The organism is Rothia sp. HMSC072E10, assembly GCF_001813965.1.
Lineage (GTDB): Bacteria > Actinomycetota > Actinomycetes > Actinomycetales > Micrococcaceae > Rothia > Rothia mucilaginosa_A.
Map to the genome: position 1 here is coordinate 548222 of NZ_KV814491.1, position 25000 is coordinate 573221.

Below are 25000 nucleotides of genomic sequence, written 5' to 3' on the forward strand. Positions count from 1 at the left end.
CCCCCCCCCGCGAAACTAGCACGCGAAACTCAGCATATAAAAGGCCCCCGAGATGCAGAATCTCGGGGGCCTTTACGTACATAATACCTAGTCCATGGGCAGGTCGTTCATGCTGGTGGAAACGTACTCCCACCAGGTCGGCACCAGCCCCGCGTTCAACGCAACCCGCTGCGACAGCATGTGCGACGGGCTCGTACCGTAGAACGGCAGGTACCCTTCCGCCAGGGTCAGGCGTGCGGCATCGCGCACCAGGGCACTCGCAATACCCGCGCCGCGGAAGGCGGGCAGCACATCAATACCGATCTGACGCATAATCGGCGAGTCGTCGCTCATACCCACCATGGCTACCGGGTCGGCATTTGCGGGGATGCCGGCACCTTCGGTGTCACCGGCGCCGTCTACAGCGTAGGCGGCGAGCACCAGCACATCCGGGCGGCGTTCACTAAAGCCCAGGGCGTTTGAGTAACGCTTATCCCCGCGGAACGACTCGATCTGCTCTTCGCTCAGCAGGTCCACGCGCAGGCGGGTTACGCGCGCTTCCGTATCCTCCGGGGCAACCTCAAGCGCCCCCGCGGAGGCGTTCGCCTCCCTGCGAATAGTGCGCTCGCCGGTGATTTCGGTAAGCAGTGCCGCCTTCAGCTCGGCGGGGTCAACGCGGCGCATCATGCCCACACCGGGCACGGCGCACTTGACCTCCTGCGCCTGCACGCCCTCGGGTACGACCGAGTTCAGCAGGGCGCGGCCGGGCGTATAGTAGATGCTCGTGCCGCTAACCTGCTGGGTGTAGGGGGTGAGCAGTTCGTTAAGCTGGCGAAGCTGTGCATAGTCGCCCAGCCAGTTCGACTGGTCGCCGAGCATGTAGTCGATGGCTTTGTCCAGCACGCGAGGATGCTTGGCGCAGAGAATGCCTACGCTCGCGTAGTTGGCGACGCGCAGCTCCCAGATGTCGTCGTTGCGGCGGCGTGCGGCACCCATCTTCTCGGAAGGCGGCTGTACGGTGGCAAGTAACGGCAGGCTTTCAGCGTCCGGGTAGTCGCGTAGCTCTTGAAGGGCGCGGCTAATCGAACCGGGCGCCTGGCAGAAGTCCGCCTCCAGCTGGGTGTGCAGGATGTGCCGCGCCCGGTCCAGGGTGGTCACGGCACCGCGACGCGCACCGAGGGCGGTGAGCTTGGCTTGGGCTGCTTTGACGCGATCTTCGGTGTTCACGGGGTCCTCTCGTTCGTCATTGAGTTTTTGGTTGAGATGCGGTCACCGCATCCCGCCGCAGTGTCATCGACGGGGAGACGGGGTGGCAATACGGTCTCAGCCCGACCCTGCGCGCCACACGGGCGCGGGGTCGGGCTGCCTACGCTATTTCAGAATCTCTGCCAGGAAGGCACCGGTGTGCGAGCCTTTGACGGTCGCCACGTGCTCCGGGGTTCCTTCAGCAATTACGGTGCCGCCGCCGCTACCGCCTTCGGGACCCATGTCGACGATCCAGTCGGCGCACTTGATGACGTCCAGGTTGTGCTCGATGGTGATGACGCTATTGCCCTTGTCCACCAGCGATTGCAGCACGGCGAGTAGCTTGCGGATGTCTTCAAAGTGCAGACCGGTGGTCGGCTCGTCCAGCACGTAGATGGAGCGGCCGTTGGAGCGCTTCTGCAGCTCGGTGGCGAGCTTCACGCGCTGCGCCTCACCGCCGGAGAGGGTGGTTGCGGGCTGGCCCAGGCGAATGTAGCCCAGGCCCACGTCCACGAGGGTGTTCAGGTGGCGCGCAATCGGGGTGAACGCGGCGAAGAACTCGGCGGCCTCCTCCACGGGCATTTCGAGCACGTCTGCAATGGTCTTGCCTTTGTAGTGCACCTCGAGGGTTTCGCGGTTGTAGCGCTTGCCGTGGCAGGTTTCACAGGGCACGTACACGTCCGGCAGGAAGTTCATTTCAATCTTCAGGGTGCCGTCGCCGGAGCAGTCCTCGCAGCGGCCGCCCTTGACGTTGAAGGAGAAGCGGCCCGGGGTGTAGCCGCGCATTTTCGCCTCGCTGGTCTCTGCAAACAGCTTGCGGATGTGGTCGAACACGCCGGTGTAGGTGGCGGGGTTCGAGCGCGGGGTACGACCGATGGGCGACTGGTCCACGTGAATGACCTTGTCCAGGTGCTCCAGACCGTCGATGCTCTTGTGGCGGCCGGGCACCTGCTTGGCGCCGTTGAGCTTGTTCGCCAGGGAGGTGTACAGAATGTCGTTGACGAGGGTGGACTTACCCGAGCCGGATACGCCGGTCACCGCGGTGAACACGCCCAGCGGGAAGGACACAGTCACGTTCTTGAGGTTGTTTTCGCGGGCGCCGCGCACGGTCAGCTGTCGCTTCTTGTCCACGGGGCGGCGGGAGGCGGGCACCTCAATGCTGCGGCGGCCAGCCATGTAGTCGCCGGTGATGGACCGGGTGTTCTTCAGCAGGTCCTCGAAGCTGCCGGAGTGCACGATTTCGCCGCCGTGCTCGCCGGCGCCGGGTCCTACGTCCACGATCCAGTCGGCTTCGCGCATGGTGTCTTCGTCGTGCTCAACCACGATAAGCGTGTTGCCCATATCGCGCAGCTTGGTCAGGGTCTCGATGAGGCGGCGGTTGTCGCGCTGGTGCAGGCCGATGGAGGGCTCGTCGAGCACGTAGAGCACACCGACCAGGCCCGAACCAATCTGGGTGGCCAGGCGGATGCGCTGGGCCTCACCGCCGGAGAGCGTACCGGCGGAGCGTGAGAGGGTCAGATAGTCCAGACCCACGTCCAGCAGGAACTGCAGGCGCGCGTCGATTTCCTTGAGGACCTGCTCGCCGATCTTGGCTTCGCGGGCGCTGAGCTGCAGGCCGCGCACGAAGGCGAGCGCGTCGGCCAGGGACAGGTCGGTGATGTCTGCGATGGACTGGCCACCGACCTTCACACCGAGGATGGTCGGGTTCAGGCGCGCGCCACCGCAGGAGGGGCAGGCGACCTGGCGCATGTACTGTTCGTAGCGGTCGCGGGCGAAGTCCGATTCGGTTTCTTCGTGCTTGCGCTTGATGTATGCCTTCACGCCTTCGAATCCGGAGGTGTAGCGGCGTTCGCGGCCGAAACGGTTGCGGTAGGACACCTCAACCTTGTAGTCCTTGCCGTCCAGGATGGCGGCGCGGGTCTTGGCGGGCAGGTCCTTGAAGGGGGTGTTCAGGTCGAATCCGAGCTCCTCCCCCAGGCCGGCGAGCAGGCGCAGCCAGTATTCGGTGGTTGCTTTGCCCTGCGACCAGGGGGCGATAGCGCCCTCGCCGAGGGTCAGGTCGGGGTTGGGTACGAGCAGTTCGGTGTCTACCTCCAGGCGCGAGCCGATGCCGTCGCAGGCGCTACACGCGCCGAACGGCGAGTTGAAGGAGAAGGCGCGCGGCTCGATGGTGTCGATCTGCAGCGGGTGGTTGTTGGGGCAGGCGAGGTTTTCGCTGAAGGAGCGGGTGCGTTCGGGGTCGTCCTGCTCGCGGTCCACGAAGTCGATGAGCACGCGGCCGTCGGCGAGCTTGAGCGCGGTTTCGATGGAGTCGGTCAGGCGCTGGTGAATACCGTCCTTAATGACGATGCGGTCGACGACCACCTCGATGGTGTGCTTGTACTGCTTGGCGAGCTTGGGCGGGTCGGAGAGCTGCACGGTTTCGCCGTCCACGCGGGCTCGCGAATAGCCCTGGGTGAGCAGGTCCTTAAAGAGGTCCACGAACTCGCCCTTACGTGCGCTGACGACGGGCGCGAGGATCTGCAGGCGGGTGCGTTCGGGGTACTCCTGCAGAATGTCCACAATTTGTTGCGGGGTCTGCTGGGTGATTTCCTCGCCACATTCGGGGCAGTGCGGGTGGCCGATGCGCGCCCAGAGCAGACGCATGTAGTCGTAAATTTCGGTGATGGTGCCGACGGTCGAGCGGGGGTTCTTGGAGGTGGACTTCTGGTCGATAGACACCGCCGGGGAGAGACCCTCGATGAAGTCGACATCGGGCTTGTCGACCTGGCCCAGGAACATGCGGGCGTAGGAGGAGAGCGACTCGACGTAGCGGCGCTGACCCTCGGCGAAGATGGTGTCAAAGGCGAGGGAGGACTTGCCGGAGCCGGAGAGGCCCGTGAAGACGACCATCGCATCGCGCGGGATGGTCAGGTCTACGTTCTTAAGGTTGTTTTCTCGGGCACCCTGCACACGAATACTGGTCAGGTCATTGGGTTTGAGCGCGGTGCTTCCGTGTGCCGGACGGGGTGTCATCGAAAATCCTTTCGTCTTATCTTCGAATTTAAATTCTACACCTTAGCGCCCCGTAGCCGGCGGGATTAAGTTGCCGGCGTACGGGGCCGTAAGGGTGCAGTGCGAAGCCGCACGGCAAGCGCGAAGCATCCGCAAAAACGCGCGGAAGGAGGGGCGTCGCGCACGCACGAAGAGACACTCCAAATTCGCGTGGCGGCGAAAGCGCACCGAGGCCGAGCTACCAGCCGCGGGTGCCCCACTCCTCCAGGTGCGGGCGCTCGTCACCGAGTGTCGTGGAACGACCGTGGCCGGGCAGCACGATTGCGTCATCATCGAAGCCGCCAAAGAGCTTTTCGAGCACGTTGGAGAAGAGTTCGCCGAATTGCTGCGGGGAGTCGGTCTTGCCCACGCCGCCGGGGAAGAGCGCATCGCCGGTAAAGAGTAACGTGACGGGGGTGCCGTCCTCCCACGCGGTTTCGAGCACGTAGACGATGGATCCGGGGGTGTGGCCGGGCACATGCAGGGCGCGCACCACGGTGTCGGAGAGGTAGAAATCGAAGACCTCACCACCGTGCAGGCGCTCCTCCACTTCGAAGTTCTCCTGCTCCTTAATGGCGTCGGCATCGGCATCCCCGGCGGAGGTGATTGCGCCAGTGAGCTTCTCGAGCTCGGCAATGGCGCGAATGTGGTCCCAGTGGCCGTGGGTAACCAGGATGCCGGTCAGGCCGATTGCGCGGGGTTTGAGGGCATCAAAGTCTTCTTCCTTCTCCATGACGCGCACGCGGCGGTCCTCGGCATCGGTGAGTTCCAGCTGCGGGCAGTCCTGAAGTAGTGCATCGAGGGTGAAGGCGTAGAGCTCCTCGGCTTCTGCGGCCGGGTCGATGAGTACCTGTTCGCCCGTGGCGCGCATGGTGATGAGGTAGACGCTATTGTCCATCTCGGAAACACTGAGCGCGCGCACGGTCAGTTCGGGGTTCTCGAAGATGAGGGTGGATTCGGGGTATGTAGTCATACTTCCAGTGTAGGGGGTGTTCCGGTTGAGGAGGTGCCGGGGTACTCCCCTGCGGGATGCGCCTCGGCGGTTTCTTGGGTGCGCTCGACTTTGAACGCACAGCCTTTGCCCGGGACGGGTGCAGCTCGGATGAGGTTCCGGTCGAGGCACCGCTTGAATTTTAAAAGTTAAACAGAGAAGCGACCGTGCATCGATACACAGTCGCTTCTCATGACACCCAGGGGTATCTATCACTCACTCAAACACAAGCAACCCGAGGACTTTGGAAATCTCACGATTACTTGATGCATCCATAATAGCGGAGTTTTTTCACCCTGTCCGGCGGGCCATTTTGGTACGGAGTGCCAATTTAAGTGACCGAAGCCTCACTGTAACCGTTCTGTAATAATTGCACCCGTTTTTCAGGATATACATACGTACCAATTTTATTTTTCAGCTCCAATAAGTGAGCCATATCACTGGAAAAAATTTTTAGCTTTCCCTCAATTTGACACTCAGGTGCATCTTTCCCGGAGGGTCCCGCTGGGACATTTACGAGGGTTGAATACCCCGTTTTCCCTTGATATTCCGCGGAATATCAACCTAAACCTAAAGAAACTTTCTAGTTGAAGCAACTACTTTTCACCTCGTTTTGACCACATCCCTTCGCATTGCCCGCCACAAAACAGCCCACAAAAGCCTCCAATGGGAAATCTTATTGGTCTGCTCCACCCCTAAAAACCCCCCGTTGGCCAACGCTTTTATAAACAAAGGCTTCATCATCCACCCTTCCATGGACCCAAAAGTGCAACCTCGAAAATTTTCATGAAAAAGAAAAAATACTAGTCAAAGCCATATTTTCACAAAATGCAGGTGTATGACTCACTTAAAAATCAACCTCCAGAGGGTGTTTAACGAAAGATAAGGCTCAAGCAAATATCGAGGAGGAAAAATAACACATACAGACCAATTTAAGATTTACAGACCCCGAAAGAGCCCCTCATGGCAACCCCTTACAGTCCGTATATCACCCCGTAAATAAACCCTCCAGCTCATAGTGAGGGTGGTCTTCAAGCCACCTAGCGGAGCTCTCCACAGACGACGAGCGGCGAAAACAACCGACGAATCAGCATCACCTACGGGGCTAGATCACCACCCGGCAGACCCCATATCGGCACACGGCGCGCAGAAAGGCGGCGCCCCTCCCCTGCTCTAGGGAAGGAACGCCGCCTCTTACCAGCTACAGATTAGCTGAAACAGCCGTCTTAGGACAGGCCGACCATCACGCCGTTCTCGTCGAAGCCGATGCGCTCAGCCGCGGGGCTCTTGCTCAGGCCCGGCATGGTGCGCATGGTGCCGCAGATTGCGTAGACGTAGCCGGCACCGGCAGCCAGGCGAACCTCGCGCACGGGCAGGGTCCAACCGGTCGGTGCACCCTTCAGCGATGCATCCGAAGAGATGGACAGGTGGGTCTTCGCAATGACCACGGGCAGGTGCGAGTAGCCCAGCTCCGCAAAGCGCTTGAGCTGCTTAGCGGCAGCCGGAGCAATCGAAATGCCGTCCGCGCCGTAGACCTTGGTCGCGACCTTCTCAATCTTGGTCTCGATGGAGTCCTCAAGATCATAGGTGTACTTCAGGTCCGAAACGTCGTCGCAGGCCTCGGCCACAACGTTCGCCAGGTCGATGGTGCCCTTACCGCCCTCGGCCACACCGTGGTGGATGGCCACGCGAGCGCCGGCTTCCTCGGCGATACGGCGAATCGTCTCGTGCTCGGAATCGAAGTCGGTCGGGAAGGCGTTAATGGCCACGACCGGCTGAACACCGAAGTCGCGCACAATCTCGATGTGCTTCTTCAGGTTCTCCGCGCCCTTCTCCACATCGGAGGGGCTTTCCTGCAGCATGCCCTCGGGCAGGGGCTTGCCCGGAACAATCTTGTACAGGCCGGAGTGGGACTTCAGGGAGCGCACAGTCACGACCAGCACTGCGGCGTCCGGCTTCAGACCGGAGACGCGGCACTTGACGTTGAAGAAACGCTCGGCACCCATATCGGCGCCGAAGCCAGCCTCGGTAATCACGTAGTCGGAGTACTCCAGGCCCACATAGTCGGCAACCACGGAGGAGTTACCGGTTGCGATGTTGCCGAAGGGGCCGGCGTGAATCAGGGCCGGGGTGTGCTCCAGGGTCTGCAGCAGGTTCGGGTTGATGGCGTCGGCCAGAATCACGGACATTGCGCCGTCAGCCTTCAGGTCGGCCGCGGTGACGGGCTCGCCGTCATAGTTCAGGCCAATCACGATCTTGGCCAGACGCTCGCGCAGATCCTTGAAGGAGGTGGCCAGCGAGAGAATCACCATGATTTCGGAGGCGCTGGTGATGTCGAAACCGGTCTCGCGGACCACACCGTCCATGCGCTCGCCCAGGCCCACGACGATGTTGCGCAGGGAGCGGTCGTTCATGTCGATAACGCGGCGCCACTCGATTGCGCGCGGGTCGATGCGCAACTCGTTGCCGTGGTGCAGGTGGTTGTCAATCATTGCGGCCAGCAGGTTGTGGGCCGCGGTCACGGCGTGGAAGTCGCCGGTCAGGTGCAGGTTCAGCTTCTCCATGGGGACAATCTGAGAGTAGCCACCACCTGCGGCGCCGCCCTTGATGCCGAAGGTCGGGCCCATTGCGGGCTGACGCAGAGCCAGCGCAGCCTTGCGGCCGGTCTGTGCGAAGCCCTGTGCGAGGGAGACGGAGGTCGCGGTCTTGCCTTCGCCAAGCGGGGTCGGGGTCACCGCAGTCACCACAATGTACTTGGAGCCGCGCTTGCGGGCGGTCTCTGCGTTGGTGCTTTCGTCGAGCAGAACCTTGGCGACGTACTTGCCGTAGGGTTCGAGGCGATCTTCGCTGATGCCGCTCTCTGCTGCGATCTTGCTAATCGGCCACAGATCGGCAGCAAGCGCGATTTCGAGGTCGGAGGGGAAAGGCTTCTTCGTCATTGTCATCCTTCGAGTTGTACGAATCATGCTCTTTTATTCTATGTGTTAGCTCACGCATTTGTCCCTCACCTCGCCGTCCCGCGCATCAAGAAAGTGGTTTTTAACGAAAGTCATCCCCGCCTCCGGTACCCTACGCTCACATGGAGTGGGCAGGGTCGGATGCGGGGATGAGTAACGCGTACATGCCGGATTGCCGGTACAGGAACCGGCTCTACGACCAGCTATTACGGCATGGTCAGCAGCACCTTGGTGGCGGTGCGCTGGTCCATTGCCTCGTAGCCCTTGGGGGCCTCGTCGATGGGCAGGACCAGGTCGAAGACCTTACCCGGCTCAATTTCGCCCTTGTAAATCAGGTCGATGAGGGTCGGCAGGTACTTGCGCACGGGGGCGGGGCCACCCTCCAGGTGAACCTGCTTGCCGAAGAGCGCATCGGTGCCGATGGAGCTGTCGTGCGGCACGCCCACGAAGCCGATGTAGCCGCCGTGGCGTACGCAGCCGAGAGCCTGGTCGAAGGACTGCTGGGTGCCGACAGCCTCGGCCACGCCGTGCGCGCCCACGCCGTCGGTGAGCTCCAGGACCTTGGCGATGCCCTCTTCGCCGCGCTCCTCCACCACGTGGGTTGCGCCGAATTCCTTAGCGAGCGCCTGACGCTCGGGGTTACGGGACATGATGATAATCTTCTCCGCGCCGAGCTGCTTAGCGCCGATAACTGCACTCAGACCAACCGCGCCGTCGCCGACGACGACGATGGTCTTGCCGGGGGCTGCGCCGGCGGCGTCTGCCGCGTACCAGCCGGTGCCGAGCACGTCGGATGCCGCCATCAGGTGCGGGATCTGCTCCGCGGTGGGGGTTGCGGGGGTCTTGACGAGGGTGCCGTCTGCGAAGGGTACGCGGGCGTATTCTGCCTGGGTGCCGTTGGAGCGTGCGCCGATGAAGGCGTCGCCTGCTGCGATTGCCTTCAGGCAGCGGGAGGGGTAGCCCGCGATGCAGGTTTCGCACTCGCCGCAGGAGATGCAGAAGGAGCCTACGACGAAGTCGCCGGGGGCTACGGTGGTGACCTCGGAGCCTACTTCGACGACCTCGCCGATGTATTCGTGGCCCATGGCCTGGTGGTCGACGGGCTGTGCGCCGCGGTAGGGCCACAGGTCGGAGCCGCAGATGCAGGAAGCCGCGAGCTTAATGATGGCGTCGGTGGGTTCGAGGAGGATCGGCTTCTCAACTTCGTTGACGACGACCTTACCGGGGGCTTCCATGACGACTGAACGCATGATGTTCCTTCCAGGATTTGGGGATAGTGGTTCCACAGTACGCCCCGCACCCCGATATATCAACAGTCTTTTATGCTACGGGGTGAAGAGTTTGTAGCGAGGTGCCCACAGCTGGAACCAGGGTGCCGCTCCCCCGCTTCCCTAGCGCTTGCCCACTGCATCCTGGCAGGTTAAATGGCCCGGTTAAACGGCGGAACCCCCGCGCATCCACAGTGGACACGCGGGGGTTCCGCTCGGTTTATCTCACGTTATCTCACGTCGAGAAGAGGCACGTTGAGAAAGTTGAGAAAGGGTGCTTAGAAGTCCCAGTCCTCGTCCTCGGTGTTCACAGCCTTACCAATCACGTAGGAGGAGCCGGAACCGGAGAAGAAGTCGTGGTTCTCGTCAGCATTCGGGGACAGTGCCGAGAGGATGGCCGGCGAAACGTTGGTCACGGTAGCCGGGAACATTGCCTCGTAGCCCAGGTTCATCAGGGCCTTGTTGGCGTTGTAGTGCAGGAACTTCTTCACGTCCTCGCTCCAACCCACGCCGTCGTACAGGGAGTGGGTGTAAGCGATTTCGTTCTCGTACAGTTCGTACAGCAGGTTGAAGGTGTACTCCTTCAGCTCTGCCTGACGCTCCGGGGTCTCCTTGGCCAGGCCACGCTGGAACTTGTAGCCGATGTAGTAGCCGTGCACAGCCTCGTCACGAATAATCAGACGAATCAGGTCGGCGGTGTTGGTCAGCTTCGCGTGCGAGGACCAGTACATGGGCAGGTAGAAGCCCGAGTAAAACAGGAAGGACTCGAGCAGGGTCGAGGCAACCTTCTTCTTCAGCGGGTCGTCACCGGTGTAGTAGGCCAGGATGATCTTGGCCTTCTTCTGCAGGTGCTCGTTCTCAGAAGCCCAGCGGAATGCCTCGTCAATTTCCTTGGTGGAGGCGAGGGTCGAGAAGATCGAGGAGTACGACTTCGCGTGCACGGACTCCATGAACGCGATGTTGGTGTACACGGCCTCCTCGTGTGCGGTCACGGCATCGGGCAGCAGGGAGACGGCGCCGACGGTGCCCTGGATGGTGTCCAGCAGGGTCAGACCGGTGAAGACGCGCATGGTCAGCTGCTTCTCTTCGTCGGTCAGGGTCTTCCAGGAGGGCACGTCGTTGCTCAGCGGCACCTTCTCCGGTAGCCAGAAGTTACCGGTCAGGCGGTCCCAAACCTCGAGGTCCTTCTCATCCTCGATGCGGTTCCAGTTGATGGCCTCAACGACGTGGTCGACGAGCTTCACCTTTTCGCTCATGATAATTCTCCGATTCTTGGGGGCGGTGACGACTCATCTGGGCCGCGTCAGGCTCCGCGCGAGTCACCCTGAATCGCGCGGAGCCGCGGGCCGGCCGCCCCGCCCCCTTTAGTAGTTATGGTGTGTCAGCTCAGGCTGAATATCTCCGACGTTCGGGCCTAGAGCATGCAGGATACGCAGCCTTCAACCTCGGTACCCTCAAGAGCCATCTGACGCAGACGGATGTAGTAGATGGTCTTGATGCCCTTACGCCATGCGTAAATCTGGGCGCGGTTGATATCGCGGGTGGTTGCGGTATCGCGGAAGAAGAGGGTCAGCGACAGGCCCTGGTCCACGTGCTGGGTTGCCACGGCGTAGGTGTCGATGATCTTCTCGTAACCAATTTCGTACGAGTCCTGGTAGTACTCCAGGTTGTCGTTGGTCATGTACGGTGCCGGGTAGTAGACGCGGCCGAGCTTGCCTTCCTTGCGGATCTCAATCTTCGAAGCAATTGGGTGAATCGAAGAGGTCGAACCGTTGATGTAGGAAATCGAGCCGGTCGGAGGAACGGCCTGCAGGTTCTGGTTGTACATGCCGTGCTGTGCGACGTCGGCTGCCAGCTGAATCCACTCCTCGCGGGTGGGGATGTGGTGCTTGGCGAACAGCTCGCGGGTACGCTCGGTCTGCGGTGCCCATTCCTTCTCGATGTACTTGGCGAAGAACTCACCGGAGGCGTACTTCGAGTTCTCGAAGCCCTCGAAACGCTCACCGCGCTCCTTAGCGAGCAGCATGGAGGTGCGGATTGCGTGGTAAGTCACGGTGTAGAAGTACATGTTGGTGAAGTCCAGCGCCTCTTCGGAACCGTAGAAGACGTGCTCGCGTGCCAGGTAGCCGTGCAGGTTCATCTGGCCCAGGCCCACGGCGTGGCTCATCTTGTTGCCACGCTCGATGGACGGCACGGAGCGGATGTCGGACTGGTCCGAGACGGAGGTCAGCGCGCGGATTGCGGTCTCCACGGTCTTGCCGAAGTCGTCGCCGTCCATGGTGAGGGCGATGTTCAGCGAACCGAGGTTGCAGGAAATATCCTTACCGACGGTCTCGTAGCCGAGGTCGGCGTGGTAGGTGGACGGCTCGGAAACCTGCAGAATCTCGGAGCAGAGGTTCGACATGATGACCTTACCGGCGATGGGGTTCGCGCGGTTGACGGTGTCCTCGAACATCACGTACGGGTAACCGGACTCGAACTGAATCTCCGCGATGGTCTGGAAGAACTCGCGAGCGTTAATCTTGGTCTTGGTGATGCGTGCATCGTCGACCATCTCGTAGTACTTCTCGGAGACGTTGATGTCGGAGAAGGGCACACCGTAGATGCGTTCCACATCGTACGGGGAGAAGAGGTACATGTCCTCGTTCTTCTTGGCCAGCTCGAAGGTGATATCGGGGATCACGACACCCAGGGAGAGGGTCTTGATACGAATCTTCTCGTCGGCGTTCTCGCGCTTGGTGTCCAGGAAGGAGTAGATGTCGGGGTGGTGCGCGTGCAGGTACACCGCGCCGGCGCCCTGACGTGCGCCCAGCTGGTTAGCGTAGGAGAAGGCGTCCTCCAGCAGCTTCATGACGGGGATAACGCCCGAAGACTGGTTCTCAATCTTCTTGATGGGCGCGCCGGATTCGCGCAGGTTGGTCAGGGCGAATGCCACGCCGCCGCCGCGCTTAGAGAGCTGCAGGGCCGAGTTGATGGAACGACCGATGGATTCCATGTTGTCTTCCATGCGCAGCAGGAAGCAGGAGACCAGCTCGCCGCGCTGCTTCTTGCCCGCGTTGAGGAAGGTCGGGGTGGCAGGCTGGAAGCGGCCCGAGATAATCTCGTCCACGATCTCCTCGGCCAGCTTCTCGTTACCTTCTGCCAGCAGCAGCGCCACCATGCAGACGCGGTCCTCGAAGCGCTCCAGGTAGCGCTGACCGTCGAAGGTCTTGAGCGCGTAGGAGGTGTAGAACTTGAAGGCACCCAGGAAGGTCGGGAAGCGGAACTTCACGGCGTAGGCGCGCTTGAACAGGTTCTTGATGAACTGGAAGTTGTACTTCTCGAAGAGCTCAGGCTCGTAGTACTGGTTCTCGATCAGGTACTCAATCTTCTCTTCCAGGTCGTGGAAGAACACGGTGTTGTTGTTGACGTGCTGCAGGAAGTACTGACGTGCTGCCTGGCGGTCGGCGTCGAACTGAATCTTGCCGTTCTCATCGTAGAGGTTCAGCAGAGCGTTCAGCTCGTGGTAGCTCATACCCCGGAACTTCTCGGGTACGGTGTTGCCGGTGTGGCTCGCACCGAGAGTCTCTAGTGCTGAGGGCAGTTTTGCGTCCAAAATGCTTCCAATCCTTCGTTGACTTTTTCTACATCTGCTTCGGTACCCATGAGCTCGAACTTGAAGAGCACGGGCACGTTGCATTTCTTCGCGACGATATCTGCCGCGATGCCGAAGAGCGGGCCAAAGTTAGTGTTGCCGGATCCAATCACACCGAGCATGTTCGCGCGATTCTGATCCACGTTTAGGAACTTTACCACCTGCGGGGGAACATTGCCTGCGCCTTCGGGCTTGCCGTAGGTGGGAACGATCAGCACGAAGGGCTCATCAAGCACCAGGGTGTCTTCGCCGGTGCGCAGGGGCAGGCGGAGACGGCGAGCACGAAGCTTCTCCACGAACTTGTGGGTGTTGCCGGAGATGGAGGAGAAATACACGACGAGTGGCGCGGATGCGTCCGCCAGAGCCTCGGTCGCTCGACCCTCAGAGGAGTTACGCGCATCCATGAGAATCTTGCGGATTTTTGCGTGTTCATCTGCGGGGTTGGGCGTGAGGACGGTACTCAACGTGAGCTCCTTACTTCGTATGTGCCGGTATGGCTGTGTGACGCCGATTCCGTTTATGTGGGTTTCGGCTGGATTTACGCTTCCAAAGCGTTGATCTTATCGGGGCGGAAACCGGACCAGTGCTCCTCGCCTGCGATGACGACGGGGGCCTGCAGGTAGCCGAGGGACTTAACCATCTCAAGGGCCTGAGTGTCTTCGGTGATATCAACCTTGGTGTAGCTGATACCCTTCGCGTCGAGGGCGCGGTAGGTCATGTTGCACTGAACGCACTGGGGCTTGGTGTACACGGTCACTACCATGAGAGTGCCTCTTACTTTCTCCCGCTCAGGCGGGTTTATCTTGTGAATGATTCTGGCGTGTTTTCCTAGGGGCTCCACCGTCGTACCTCTACCCTGCAGGGGCGGTGCCGCCCGTCGTGCGGGGGCGGATCTGCTGCCTCGCGGTTCTGCGGGGAGGGCCCCGAGGGGCCTAAGCGGTGGAACCGAGTATTAATACTACATCTAGTGCCAAGAAATTTCTGCACCACAAGATGATGTGGTGCGCGGGTCGTGTTTCGTTCGATAAACCCACAGCCGAACCCACTTAATGGGGTGCCTCGCGGGCTTATCCACACCCGCCCGGTGGTGGAGTTCGCCGGATTTTCGGGGACCTCGCGGGGTTATCCACAGGTGGGGTTTAAGTTGGGTGGCATTTTAGTTGGCCCTCCCCGTTCGTTTCTTAGGGTGCTTTTAACCCCTCTGACGTTTTAAGACGTCCGGGGCCGTATTCCTCGGGCTTGATTTAAGCGCAGGTTTAACACTCGCCCAGCATGACGCGGAACGACGGGGTTTTAAAGACGAACAGGTTTTCTTAATGAACCCTTAACCCGGGGGCTGACCGCGACGAAGGGGTGTGATTAAAGCTGTACAAAAGATTTTTAACTCTTCGCGGCTGGCCGGTGTGTCGTTGGTTTAAGTTGGTTAAGCCTTAAACACCCCACAGCCCCGATGGACGAACCGGAATCTTCGGGGCAGGGTCCGGGGCGGGCTTGGAGCCTACAGAGCTCAGTACGCAGAGAAGGCCGACCACCCGTGCTGGAGTGGTCGGCCTTCACCGCATATACGCGTATATAGGGTATGCGTGGGCGCAAAAGCGCGCAGCTGAGAACGTCTAGAAATCGATGATTCCCAGATCGCGTAGCTTCTTGCTGAGCGTCACGCCGTCGGTGGCTTCAATCCACAGGGGCGAGCGCATCATCTGCTCGGCGCGGTGATCGCTCCACACGCGGCCCGAGGCGAGCACGGACTCCCCCACCGTCAGGTTACGAATCACGATGGCCGCCACGTTGTCCGGGTAACGCACCGCGAAGCCGTTGTAGATGTACGGGTCGCGCTGCCCGTCGTCGCCGACAAGGATCCACTTCATCTGCGGAAACTCCTCAACCAGGCGCTGCAGGGAATCCACCTTGTGCTTGGTGCCGGACCGGAACCAGCGGTCAGGGGTCGGCCCCCAGTCGGTAAGCAGGAACGTGCCGCGCGGGTAGCCGTTACGGCTCAGGAATCGGCGCAGGGTCGGGGTAATGTTCCACGCACCGGTGGACAGATACATGAACGGCGCGTTCGGCTCACTACGGCGAATACGGTCGGTCATGACGGCCATGCCGGGGGTCGGGATGCGCGCGTGCTCGTCGAGCACGAAGGAATTCCAGGCGGCCACGAGGGGGCGCGGCAGCATGGTCACCATGACGGTGTCGTCGACGTCCATGATGACGCCTAGCTTCTGCGACTCCGGCACGATGTAAACGCTGGTGGCTACGGCGCGCGACCCGGGCACGTACATGATGACCTCGTGCATGCCGGGTTCCAGGTCGATCTCAAGCTTCACGTCGAGCACGCCGCCGCGGTCGGTGTACGCCTCGTACTTGGTACCGCCGATAACGATGGTGACCGGGGCATCCGACATAGCGATCGCGGTGAAGGCACGCCAGCCTCGCATGGGATTAGCGGTGTCTTGGGTTCCCTCCACGACCTGCAGGAGTCGCTCAAGGTCGACCGTGTTGTAGAGGGCTCGGGCGATGATACGAACCCAACCCGGGTTCCCTTCGGATGCAACTCGTCCGTACCCCTCGCTGGGGACGAGAATCGGCTCGCGGCCGGCGGCGATAGCACGCTTCTCGCGCCAGCGGTGCAGGCGGTCGGCCACGCGGTAACCGATATTAACCGCCTCGTCAGCGGCGTCATTGACTAGGTTGCGCAATTCGTTATCCCCTCAGACTCTTACCCCACTAGTGTAACTGAGCCCGTCCCCTCGCGGGCCGAGCCCAGCACGTCGATACCTTTAAATACGCGGGTGAGGACGAGACCCCGCTGTGATATGCGCATTATTTGGGGTGGCGGGGCCGTTCAGGTTCTTGTAGGACCCACGCGGGCGTTATCCTGGAAGGTATGATCCACTCACAGCCTAACCGCCGACTTTTTGTGCTCGGCACCGCTATGCTTCCGCTCATCGCAGCCTGCTCGAACAAGTCGAATAACGACTACGACAGCACGAGCGGCAACTTTACTCCCTACCAGGCCGGTAGCGATAGCCCCTCCGTTACTCCCCGACCTGTAGCCACGAACTCGCCGACCCAGTCCGTCACCGGTAACCCGATTGATAAGCCGCGCGAGTGGCCCGGCGTGGGCAACGCTCTCGTGGGTGAGGGCAAGTACATCGCGTGGACGGTTGACGACGGTGCCAGCCCCGAGGCTATTCGCGGCTATGCCGAGTTCTCCAAGCGTACGAATACTCGCCTGACCTTCTTTATTAACGCCTCGTACGTGGGTTTCAAGAACAACGTTGATATTCTCCGTCCGCTGGTTCAGAGCGGGCAGATTCAGATTGCGAATCACACCTACAACCACACCGACCTGACCACCCTGGACGCCGAGGGCGTGAAGGAGGAGTTGCAGCGCAACGAGGACGAGATTATGAGCATCTTCGGTGTCTCGTCGAAGCCCTACTTCCGCCCGCCGTACGGCCGCTATAACGAGGCCGTGCTGAAGGCCGCCGGTGAGATTGGCTTTACCCGCCCGGTCATGTGGAACGGCACGACCGGCGACGAGGCAAAGACCAGCGCCCGCGTGATTTACATGCGTTCGCTGCGCTACATGCTTCCGCAGCAGATTGTTCTGGGCCACCTGAATTACGAGACGATTATTCCGATTCTGGATAAGCTCAAGGGCCTGCTGGACGAGCGCGGCCTGACCCCGGTCACGATCCGCGACTACTACGGCGACGCCTCGGAGGAGGAGATTAAGGCAGCGGCTCCCAGCCCGACCGCAACCCCCGAGCCGAGCGAGACTCCCTCCGCGGAGGCAACGACCGAGGCTCCCTCGCCGACCCCCACCCCCACTCCTACTCCGGCCCCGACCCCCCGGTACGAGGATGAGGTAGCCGCAACCAGGACCCCCTCGCAGCCGGCCGCCACCACGCGCGCATCCCAGCCGCCCCAGCCCGCGGCTTCGCGTTCGACCACGGCCTCGGCCACTGCGGGTGCCCCCGCCGCGGCAAACCGCTAGGCCGGTTCGGATCGGGTGATTCCGAGAGGTGCACTCGAGGCTGTGATTATTGGAAGCCCCTTCTCTCCCTGCGCGGGAGGGAAGGGGCTTCGCCGTGCCCGCCGCTGCCGGTTTTCTTTCCCCGACTCGCTGAACATCGGGCGGGTAGCGCGGGAATAAACACGGTAGCCGGGGCGTTAGGTGAGCATACAGGCGGCAGCGTGCCGCATCCGAGTATGAGAGGAATAGATAACATGCGTATTGATATTTGGTCCGATATTGTGTGCCCCTTCTGCTACGTGGGCAAGCGTAACCTGGAGCAGGCGCTCGCCGAGTTTGAGCACCGCGACGAGGTTGAGGTGGTGTGGCATAGCTTTGAGCTGGACCCGTCGGCTACGGAGCATCCTGCCGGTTCGCTGCCTGAGCTGATTGCCGGTAAGTATCAGATGTCGTTGGAGCAGGCGATTGCGAGCCAGGAGTCGTTGGCGGAGCGTGCCCGCGAGGTGGGTTTGGATTTCAATTGGCGTCAGGCACGCTACGGTAACACGTTTGATGCGCACCGTGTGATTCATTATGCGGCGGAGCAGGGCCTGGCGTCGGCGGCGGAGGAGGCGTTTAAGCTGGCGTACTTTACGCAGGGCCGTTCGGTGCAGGATCACGAGTCGATTCTGGATATTGCTTCTGAGATTGGCCTGGATACTGCCGAGGTTGAGGCGGTGTTGAATAGCGACCGTTACGCGGCGGATGTGCGTGCTGATGAGCAGTTGGCGCGCCAGCTGGGCATTAATGGTGTGCCGTTCTTCTTGATTGAGTCGAAGTGGGCGGTCAGTGGTGCGCAGCCCGCGGAAATGCTGGTGCAGGCGCTGCGTCAGGTGTGGGAGGAGACTCACCGCGTTGAGTTTTTGAACCCTCTGGCAGGTGCTTCGGACGACGTCGCGGGTGCCAATGCCGCGGAGGCAGGTCCGTCCTGCGATATGAACGGCAACTGCTCCTAGTAGCCGCTGAGAAGTGCGCGGCGGGGGTGCTACTCCCCTAGCACCCCTAACTGATGTAGACACCTTAATAGAGCGAAGCCCCCTTGTGCCGGTTCTTGCGTGAACCGGCATGAGGGGGCTTCGCTATGCCTGCAGGTTGCATCTTCCCTTGTCAGATTGTTTGATGCGGTCCAACGTTGTCCACAGACTGGGTGGTTTTCCTTTACACTGGAGTGTGTGTTCTACGGTGAACACGCTTATCCACTCACTTTTCAAGGAATATTGTGTTGAAAATTCACACCGCGACCGCTGGTGTTCTTGCGGGTGCTCTGCTGCTGACCGGTTGCTCTTCGTCTGTTCGCGTTCCGAAGCCTGTGCCGTCTGTGTCTTCGTCGGCTTCTGCTTCGGTTAGCCCCTCGGTTTCAGCTACTCCTAGTTCTTCTCCGACGCCGAGTGCGTCCGCGACTCCTTCGGAGTCTCCTACCCCGACGGTAACCCCGTCTCCGGTTCCGACGACTGAGGCTCCCGTGCAGGCACCGGCTACTGAGGCTCCTTCTGCGGAGGCGCCGGCGGCTCCGGTTTCTGAGGCGCCGGTAGCTACGGAGGCGCCCGCGCAGCAGGCGCCCGCGCAGGCTCCGGCGACTGAGGCTCCTGCTCAGCAAGCTCCCGCGCAGCCGGTTCAGCAGGCTCCGGCGCAGTCGAGTGTTTACTACGAAACATGCGCTGATGCTCGTGCGGCTGGTGCGGCGCCGTTGCATCGTGGTGATCCGGGTTACCGCCCTGGTCTAGATAAAGACGGTGATGGCGTGGCGTGCGAGCCGAAGAAGAAGCACTAAGCTTCTACCCCCAGGTATAGCGAAGCCCCCTCGTACTATTTCTAGTACGAGGGGGCTTCGTCGTATCAGCCTCGTTCTGTTAGCTCAGCCAGTGAGGTTAGCGGGGCTGGTAGGTGCGGCCGCGCTCCGCACGCGCGCGGCGCGCCTCGGCATCCCGAAGAACCGGCACCAGAAGACGCACCAGCTGCTTAATTCCACGCATCACCAGCTCAATCCACAGCGCCGCAGACAGCACACCCGCCGCGCGCGGGTGACGGCGACGCACCCACCTCAGCGACAGCAGCGAAAACACGAAATACGCCGGGTACAGGAGAGCCTCGCGAAAACGGTGAGCCTGCCGAACAACGGGATTCTGATAAAGCTTCTTCATATCACCAGTATATCCAGCCGCACGGCACGGCCACGCCGAAGCACCGACTAGGCCCCGGACTCGCCCTCCAGCTCACCCGAAGGCTTAACCGACGCACCCTCCACGGGCACAGAAGCCGCGGCGCTACCCGACAGCTCAACCACGGAGTCCTCCCCCACCAACTGCGAGGGAGAGGAGCCCTCGGGGCCCGACAGGATCGTCACGTTCATGCGGCGTAGCGCATCCGTATCGGTAATCGTGTCGTCGTTATCAATCAGGTACACCCGGTAGCCGTCTGCGGTCAGGCGGCGCATCAGCTCCAGGAGCATATTCTGCGCCACCTCATCCACCGCGTACACGCGCGTCACGTCCAGGGCGACCTTCGAGCCCTCCATCGGGGCGTCCACAATCTCGCGGATCACGCGCTCCACACCCGCGAAGCGAATACGGCCCTGCAGCTGAATCAGGCGCATGGCCTCGGGGCCGGAACCAATCTGGTAGTCCGCACGCAAGGCCGAGCGCGCCACCGTCGGCACGTTCATCACGTGCATGCCCATGTCTTCGGAGAACTTCTCGAAGAGCTCCACGCCGCGCACGCTATTGCCGTGCTTATCCAGGCGCGGAGAGAACGTCGCCACACCCAGCTGACCCGGAACCGCGCCAATGATGCCGCCGCCCACGCCGCTCTTCGCCGGAACGCCCACCTGGGTCGCCCAGTCACCCGCGGAATTGTACATGCCGCACGTGAACATGACGCTCAGCACCTGACGCACCACGCCCTTCGGCACAACCTGCTCCCCCGTCACCGGGTGCACACCGTAGTTCGCAAGGGTGGCGGCCATCAGCGCCAGGTCCTTGACCGTGACCATGAGCGAGCACTGGCGCGTGTACCCCTGCACCGACACCTCCGGGTCACCCGTCAGGATGCCGTGGCCGCGCAGCATGTGCGCAATCGCGTAGTTGCGGTGCGCGTGCTCTAGCTCGGATTCGTACACGCGCTCATTCACCGACAGGCGGCGGCCCGCAAAGGCCGACAGACCCGAAATGACGCGCTCCATGCGCTCACCCTGCGTGGCCCCCGGAGGGCCCACCAGCGAATGGGTGGTGATAGCACCGGCGTTAATCATGGGGTTCAGCGGCTTGCCCGAACCGTCCTCCAGGGACAGCTCGTTGAAGGGCTCGCCCGAGGGCTCAACGCCGACCTTCGCCAGCACATCGTCAAAGCCGCGGTCGGCCAGGGCCAGCGCGTACACGAAGGGCTTGGAAATCGACTGGATCGTGAACTCCACGTCGCTGTCACCGGCGGCGTACTGCTCGCCGTCCACCATCACGATGGATGCGGCCAGCTTATTCGGGTCCACGGCGGCCAGCTCGGGAATGTAGTTCGCCAGCTCCCCGGAGGTATCGGAGACGACCGTCGTCAGGGACTCAGTGAGGTACGTGGCGATGGGTGAATGCATGGTCTCCTCCGTGATGCTGATTCGGTGTTCGGGGTACGTTCCCGGATGCGCCGGAGAACCCGGGCATACCCCATCTACGAGTGTATCTTTTGCCGCCAAAAGCTACCAACTACTGCCGAGAATGACGACGGAGTGGACAGCGTGGGCTAACGCGCGGCGCCCGCGCGCACGACCGGGTTCTGGGTGCCGGGGACGTAAAGCCGGCTAGGGGTGGCGGACCGACTGCGGCTCCTGGCCGCCCAGCTCGGCGGTCTCCAGCTGGAAGGTCGAGTGCTCCACCGACACCTCAAAATGGCCCGCCACGCAGGAGCGAATACGGTCCAGAATCACCACCGCAGATCCGTCGCGGAAGCAAGAATCCGCAACCACCACGTGCGCGGTCACGACCGGCAGGCCCGTCGCCACCATCGAGGCGTGCACATCGTGCACCTCCACCACACCGTCGACGCGCAGCATGTGCTCGCGCATCGCATCCAGGTCCAGGCCGTCCGGGGTGAACTCCATGAGCACCGCCGTGGTCTGCTTCATCAGGCGCACCGCACGCGGCACAATCAGCACCGCAATGAACAAGCCTGCCAGCGCATCCGCCCGGTAGAAGCCGGTCAGCCAAATCACCACCGCCGCCACGATCACGCCCAGCGAGCCCAGGGCGTCGTTGAGCACCTCCAGGAACGCGGCACGCATATTGAAGTTCGCGTTTCGGCCCGAAGCCAGCACCGCAATGCCGATAACGTTCGCCACCAGGCCGACCACGCCGAAGACCAGCAGCTCGGCGCCGGGCACCTCCGGCGGGGCAAACAGGCGATGCACGCCCTCTACCGCCGTGTAGATACCCACGGCCAGTAGCAGCACCGACTGGCCCAGGGCCGCCAGCACCTCAATGCGTCGGAAGCCCCACGTGTGGCGCGAGGTTGCCGGGCGCGTCATGAGCGAAGCCGCGGTGAGCGCCACCAGCAGGCCGGATGCATCCGTAATAGCGTGCGCCGTATCGGTCAGCAGGGCGAGACTCCCGGTGACCAGAGAGCCAACCGCCTGCGCCAACACAATAATGACCGCCAGGCTAAAGGCAACCAGAAGACGCGGACGCATCGAAGCGGCATCCTCCGGACTCGGAACGTGCGAATGGTTGTGATGATGACCGTCGTGGTGAGCGTGTGCGTACTCTCCCATGAACCTCTCCTTGAGATGTGGCTGGTGTGAGATGACCAGCGCGGGAAGACCGGCATAAGCCGGCAGGCGACGCAAACAACTGAGAGTCCGTCGCCTCCAGAACGAAACCACGATGCAAAAAGTCTAGAGATAGCAAAATCGCCCGATTCATATGAAACGGGCGATTGGCACCTCAACCGAGGTTTCCGTGGAGATAAGGGGACTCGAACCCCTGACCCCCTGCATGCCATGCAGGTGCGCTACCAGCTGCGCCATATCCCCATATTCTGTTACGTTCCTCAACGAGGCAACATGAATATATTACACACACCTCAGAGGGCTACGCAAATCGAGAACAGCTCAAATTCAAAAAATTTTCCAAAAACTTTAGGGGCTCCAAGCCGCCCCGTCCAAGGGCTACGAAGCACCGCGAATACGGCGAAGGGGCGGGCACGCGCGCCCCGCATGTGCACCACATGCAGGGCGCCGAACCCGCCCCTCACGCAAACGCTACAGAACGCGCACCGCGAAAACGTAGCGCGCCGAGCGACAGCCCGAAGGCCTAAGCCTCGTCCTGCGCCGGGATGATGCGCGCGGCCTCTTCCTCGGACTCAGCCTCGATGTCGAAGGGAGCCTCGTTCTCAACACCCAGCTCGATGCGCGGGGCCTGAGCCCACAGGCGATCCAGGGCGTAGAACTCGCGGTCCTCCTCGTGCTGAACGTGAACCACGATATCGCCGAAGTCCAACAGAATCCAACGACCCGAGGAACGACCCTCGCGGCGCACCGGCTTCAGGCCGGCCTGCTCGCGCAGGGCGTCCTCCACCTCGTCAGCCACGGCGTTCACCAGGCGCTCGTTGTGAGCGGAAACCACCAGGAAACCGTCAATCAGGCCCATGGCGTCGGAGGCATCCACAGCGAACAGGTTCGTTCCCTGCTTCTCCTCCGCCGCGCGGGCGGCAATGCGCAGAGCCTCAACCGAGGACTGTGCAGCAGTCATATCTTCCTTTCTTGCCGGTCATTCCCACCGGCAGCACCCCGCGGGGTGCGTTCTCACGGCCTACTTCGGGCCAAAAATCATAATCAAGCCGACAACAACCAGGGCCAGCAGCAGAACCATCCACAGCCAGGCCAGGGAGGTCTTCTGGGCCGGCTTCAGCACCTCGTGCTCCGACTGGTTCTCGGTGACCTTCTCGGCGAAGGATTTATCGGAGTCCTTCTTCTGAGCGCCGCTGTTCTGAGATCCACTGTCCGCGCGCTCCACGGATGCCACCGGTGCGCTCTTCGACTCGGCAGACTCCTCTGCGGCGAGCTCGGCCATCGCCACGGAATCCTCGGGATCCTGGCGGTCCACCATGCGCTGCAGCAGTTCCTCCACCTCGTCCGGGCTCAGGGCCACGGTCGGGTCGCCGTCCACCGAATCCACGGTGTCGCCAGAAACGGAGCCGTCCAGAACGCTCAGGTCCAGGCCCTGAGCGTTCACGGCGCTCACGCGGGTGGGCAGGTTGGAGGATGCGTCCTCCTTCTGCGCCTCGGCAGCCTCGGGCTTCTGAGCATCCTTGGGTTCCTGAGCTTCCTTGGGCTCCTGGGCGTCCTTGGGCTCGGGGGATTCCTCGTCCTCAGCCGGCGCGGAGGCGTAGCCGACGACGCTCTCGTCAACCTTCGGCTCATCGCGCACGAGGTACTCGTGCATCTTCGGCTCGGGCTCCTCCTCCTTGACCACGGTAATCACCGGAATGGAAGAGGTCAGCGGGCTATCCACCGCCGAGGGGCTGGTGGCATCCACACGGTTCTTCGCGATCTCGTCGGGACGCAGAACGCGCAGGCTACTGGTCAGAGGGGCCGGCTCGTGCAGCTTCTCCTCGTCGTTCGCCTCGGTCTCAATCTTGCCCTGGGCCGCCAGCGCCGCGAAACGACGCTGAACCGCCAGAACCTGCGGATCAATCGCGCCGGTGTTCACCACGGAACCCATATTCTCAACGGGCTTCGGGTTCTCCCCACGGCGGTGTGCGCGCAGGTACTCGGCGACTTCCTCACGGTAACGGGCGAGACGGCGCGGACCCATCACCTTAGTCGGCGGCGGCACCTCAATGCCGTCTTCGGTCACGTACGTCTCGTAGAGGTACGCTTCGTCCTCGCTATAGGGCTTCGAACCCGCAGCTTCACTCATGTGTTCCCTCATTATTCGTCGATTCGGGTGACTGCTCCGCCTCATCCTTAACTCGAGGCAGGCCGTCACGGTAGGCCGTCAAAGCGTCCTTCTTATACAGCCCATACTTCGCAATGTACTGCACCACGCCATCGGGTACCAGGTACCAGATGGGGGCGCCCTCAGCCGCGCGGCGGCGAATATCGGTCGAAGAAATCGCCATCGCGGGGATCTTCAGCGTCGTAATATGACGCCCCTCCGCAAGGGGAGGATCCAGCGTGTGATCGGGGCGGGTCACGCCCACGAACGTCGCGAGGTCCCACAGCTTATGGGCATTGCGCCAGGTCATAATCTGGCTGATTGCGTCCGCCCCGGTAATGAAGAACAGGTCAGCATCGGGGCGCAGGCTGCGCAGCTCGTTAAGCGTATCAAAGGTGTACGTGGCGCCGCCACGGTCAATATCAATACGGCTCACCGTAAAACGCGGGTTCGACGCGGTCGCGATCACCGTCATCAGGTAGCGGTGCTCGGCATCGCTCACGTGCCGCTCCCCCACCTTCTGCCAGGGCTGACCGGTCGGAACGAACACGACCTCGTCCAGGTCGAACACCGCGGCGACCTCGCTGGCCGCCACCAGGTGCCCGTGATGAATCGGGTCAAACGTTCCACCCATCACGCCCAAACGCACCCGTCCAGGGATACGAGGGGGAATCGACTCGGAGCTCGGGGCACCGAAATCAAGCTGAATAGGCTGATCACTCACAGAAGCCGTCCTTGCTGGGGACAGAGACCGCACCGGAAAACAACGCGCCCACCGGTGAGGATACGGGCAAATACACGGATGCACGCGCGCCACTCGGCGGGCCCACGCGGGACGCCGGATGCACGTGCGTACACCCATCTATGCTACCGTCTCGGCGCTAAAAACAACGAAATGACGGGGGTGAGCTAAGCCGCGGGTGGAATACCCGCGACCCGGCTCACCCCCGTCGCC

General features: G+C 61.8%; 19 protein-coding genes and 1 tRNA gene. 3 read left to right on the top strand and 17 right to left on the bottom strand.

Annotated features, from left to right (window positions below; translation table 11 throughout):
- Positions 1 to 87: 87 nt before the first annotated feature.
- From HMPREF2944_RS07535 to HMPREF2944_RS07580, 10 genes are all read right to left on the bottom strand, one after another.
- On the bottom strand, positions 88 to 1206 hold the full coding sequence (locus HMPREF2944_RS07535; RefSeq protein ID WP_070682094.1) for a GNAT family N-acetyltransferase: 1119 nt from the start codon (positions 1204 to 1206) through the stop codon (positions 88 to 90).
- Positions 1207 to 1350: 144 nt separating this feature from the next.
- Positions 1351 to 4239: an excinuclease ABC subunit UvrA gene (gene uvrA, locus HMPREF2944_RS07540; RefSeq protein WP_070682097.1), complete on the bottom strand. Its 2889-nt coding sequence runs from the start codon at positions 4237 to 4239 to the stop codon at positions 1351 to 1353.
- A 217-nt stretch (positions 4240 to 4456) separates the two neighbouring features.
- Positions 4457 to 5230 carry an MBL fold metallo-hydrolase gene (locus tag HMPREF2944_RS07545; protein WP_070648770.1) on the bottom strand — a complete coding sequence of 258 codons (774 nt, stop codon included), beginning with the start codon at positions 5228 to 5230 and terminating at the stop codon, positions 4457 to 4459.
- Positions 5231 to 6474: 1244 nt separating this feature from the next.
- Positions 6475 to 8187 (bottom strand): formate--tetrahydrofolate ligase, encoded by a 1713-nt coding sequence (locus tag HMPREF2944_RS07550; RefSeq protein ID WP_049343008.1) that lies wholly within the window; start codon positions 8185 to 8187, stop codon positions 6475 to 6477.
- Positions 8188 to 8411: 224 nt separating this feature from the next.
- The gene (locus tag HMPREF2944_RS07555; RefSeq protein WP_070682101.1) at positions 8412 to 9455 is read right to left on the bottom strand and encodes a zinc-binding dehydrogenase; all 1044 of its coding nucleotides are present in this window, start codon (positions 9453 to 9455) and stop codon (positions 8412 to 8414) included.
- Positions 9456 to 9751: 296 nt separating this feature from the next.
- Complete coding sequence (gene nrdF, locus HMPREF2944_RS07560) at positions 9752 to 10729, bottom strand: class 1b ribonucleoside-diphosphate reductase subunit beta (protein ID WP_049343010.1); 978 nt, start codon at positions 10727 to 10729, stop codon at positions 9752 to 9754.
- A gap of 158 nt (positions 10730 to 10887) precedes the next feature.
- The gene (nrdE, locus tag HMPREF2944_RS07565; RefSeq protein ID WP_070648769.1) at positions 10888 to 13068 is read right to left on the bottom strand and encodes a class 1b ribonucleoside-diphosphate reductase subunit alpha; all 2181 of its coding nucleotides are present in this window, start codon (positions 13066 to 13068) and stop codon (positions 10888 to 10890) included.
- Entirely contained in the window at positions 13041 to 13571 is a 531-nt protein-coding gene (nrdI, locus tag HMPREF2944_RS07570; protein WP_070682104.1) for a class Ib ribonucleoside-diphosphate reductase assembly flavoprotein NrdI, read from the bottom strand. Before nrdI ends, nrdE begins: the two co-directional genes overlap by 28 nt.
- Before the next feature lie 74 nt (positions 13572 to 13645).
- Positions 13646 to 13870 (bottom strand): glutaredoxin-like protein NrdH, encoded by a 225-nt coding sequence (nrdH, locus tag HMPREF2944_RS07575; protein ID WP_049343012.1) that lies wholly within the window; start codon positions 13868 to 13870, stop codon positions 13646 to 13648.
- An 850-nt stretch (positions 13871 to 14720) separates the two neighbouring features.
- Entirely contained in the window at positions 14721 to 15806 is a 1086-nt protein-coding gene (locus HMPREF2944_RS07580) for an App1 family protein (RefSeq protein ID WP_049343013.1), read from the bottom strand.
- 188 nt (positions 15807 to 15994) lie between these two features.
- Here HMPREF2944_RS07580 and HMPREF2944_RS07585 point away from each other — a divergent pair, with 188 nt between their 5' ends.
- From HMPREF2944_RS07585 to HMPREF2944_RS09045, 3 genes are all read left to right on the top strand, one after another.
- Positions 15995 to 17110 carry a polysaccharide deacetylase family protein gene (locus tag HMPREF2944_RS07585; protein ID WP_070484588.1) on the top strand — a complete coding sequence of 372 codons (1116 nt, stop codon included), beginning with the start codon at positions 15995 to 15997 and terminating at the stop codon, positions 17108 to 17110.
- 233 nt (positions 17111 to 17343) lie between these two features.
- Positions 17344 to 18084: a DsbA family oxidoreductase gene (locus HMPREF2944_RS07590; RefSeq protein ID WP_070682107.1), complete on the top strand. Its 741-nt coding sequence runs from the start codon at positions 17344 to 17346 to the stop codon at positions 18082 to 18084.
- 263 nt (positions 18085 to 18347) lie between these two features.
- Entirely contained in the window at positions 18348 to 18899 is a 552-nt protein-coding gene (locus HMPREF2944_RS09045; RefSeq protein ID WP_083309813.1) for an excalibur calcium-binding domain-containing protein, read from the top strand.
- Between the two features lie 97 nt (positions 18900 to 18996).
- Here HMPREF2944_RS09045 and HMPREF2944_RS07595 read toward each other — a convergent pair whose 3' ends face one another.
- The 7 genes from HMPREF2944_RS07595 to nadD all read right to left on the bottom strand — a co-directional run bounded on the left by HMPREF2944_RS07595 (position 18997) and on the right by nadD (position 24769).
- Positions 18997 to 19269, bottom strand: coding sequence for a hypothetical protein (locus tag HMPREF2944_RS07595; protein ID WP_070682110.1), 273 nt, complete (start codon positions 19267 to 19269; stop codon positions 18997 to 18999).
- A gap of 47 nt (positions 19270 to 19316) precedes the next feature.
- Positions 19317 to 20708 (bottom strand): glutaminase, encoded by a 1392-nt coding sequence (locus HMPREF2944_RS07600; protein WP_246826290.1) that lies wholly within the window; start codon positions 20706 to 20708, stop codon positions 19317 to 19319.
- 204 nt (positions 20709 to 20912) lie between these two features.
- Positions 20913 to 21878: a cation diffusion facilitator family transporter gene (locus tag HMPREF2944_RS07605; protein ID WP_070682113.1), complete on the bottom strand. Its 966-nt coding sequence runs from the start codon at positions 21876 to 21878 to the stop codon at positions 20913 to 20915.
- Positions 21879 to 22066: 188 nt separating this feature from the next.
- A tRNA-Ala gene (locus HMPREF2944_RS07610) sits at positions 22067 to 22139 on the bottom strand.
- 280 nt (positions 22140 to 22419) lie between these two features.
- Positions 22420 to 22857, bottom strand: a complete 438-nt coding sequence (gene rsfS, locus HMPREF2944_RS07615; RefSeq protein WP_070484021.1) for a ribosome silencing factor — start codon at positions 22855 to 22857, stop codon at positions 22420 to 22422.
- A 60-nt stretch (positions 22858 to 22917) separates the two neighbouring features.
- The gene (locus tag HMPREF2944_RS07620; protein WP_070682116.1) at positions 22918 to 24027 is read right to left on the bottom strand and encodes a sulfite reductase subunit alpha; all 1110 of its coding nucleotides are present in this window, start codon (positions 24025 to 24027) and stop codon (positions 22918 to 22920) included.
- Positions 24020 to 24769: a nicotinate-nucleotide adenylyltransferase gene (gene nadD / locus HMPREF2944_RS07625; RefSeq protein ID WP_049347435.1), complete on the bottom strand. Its 750-nt coding sequence runs from the start codon at positions 24767 to 24769 to the stop codon at positions 24020 to 24022. Before nadD ends, HMPREF2944_RS07620 begins: the two co-directional genes overlap by 8 nt.
- Between the last annotated feature and the right edge of the window lie 231 nt (positions 24770 to 25000).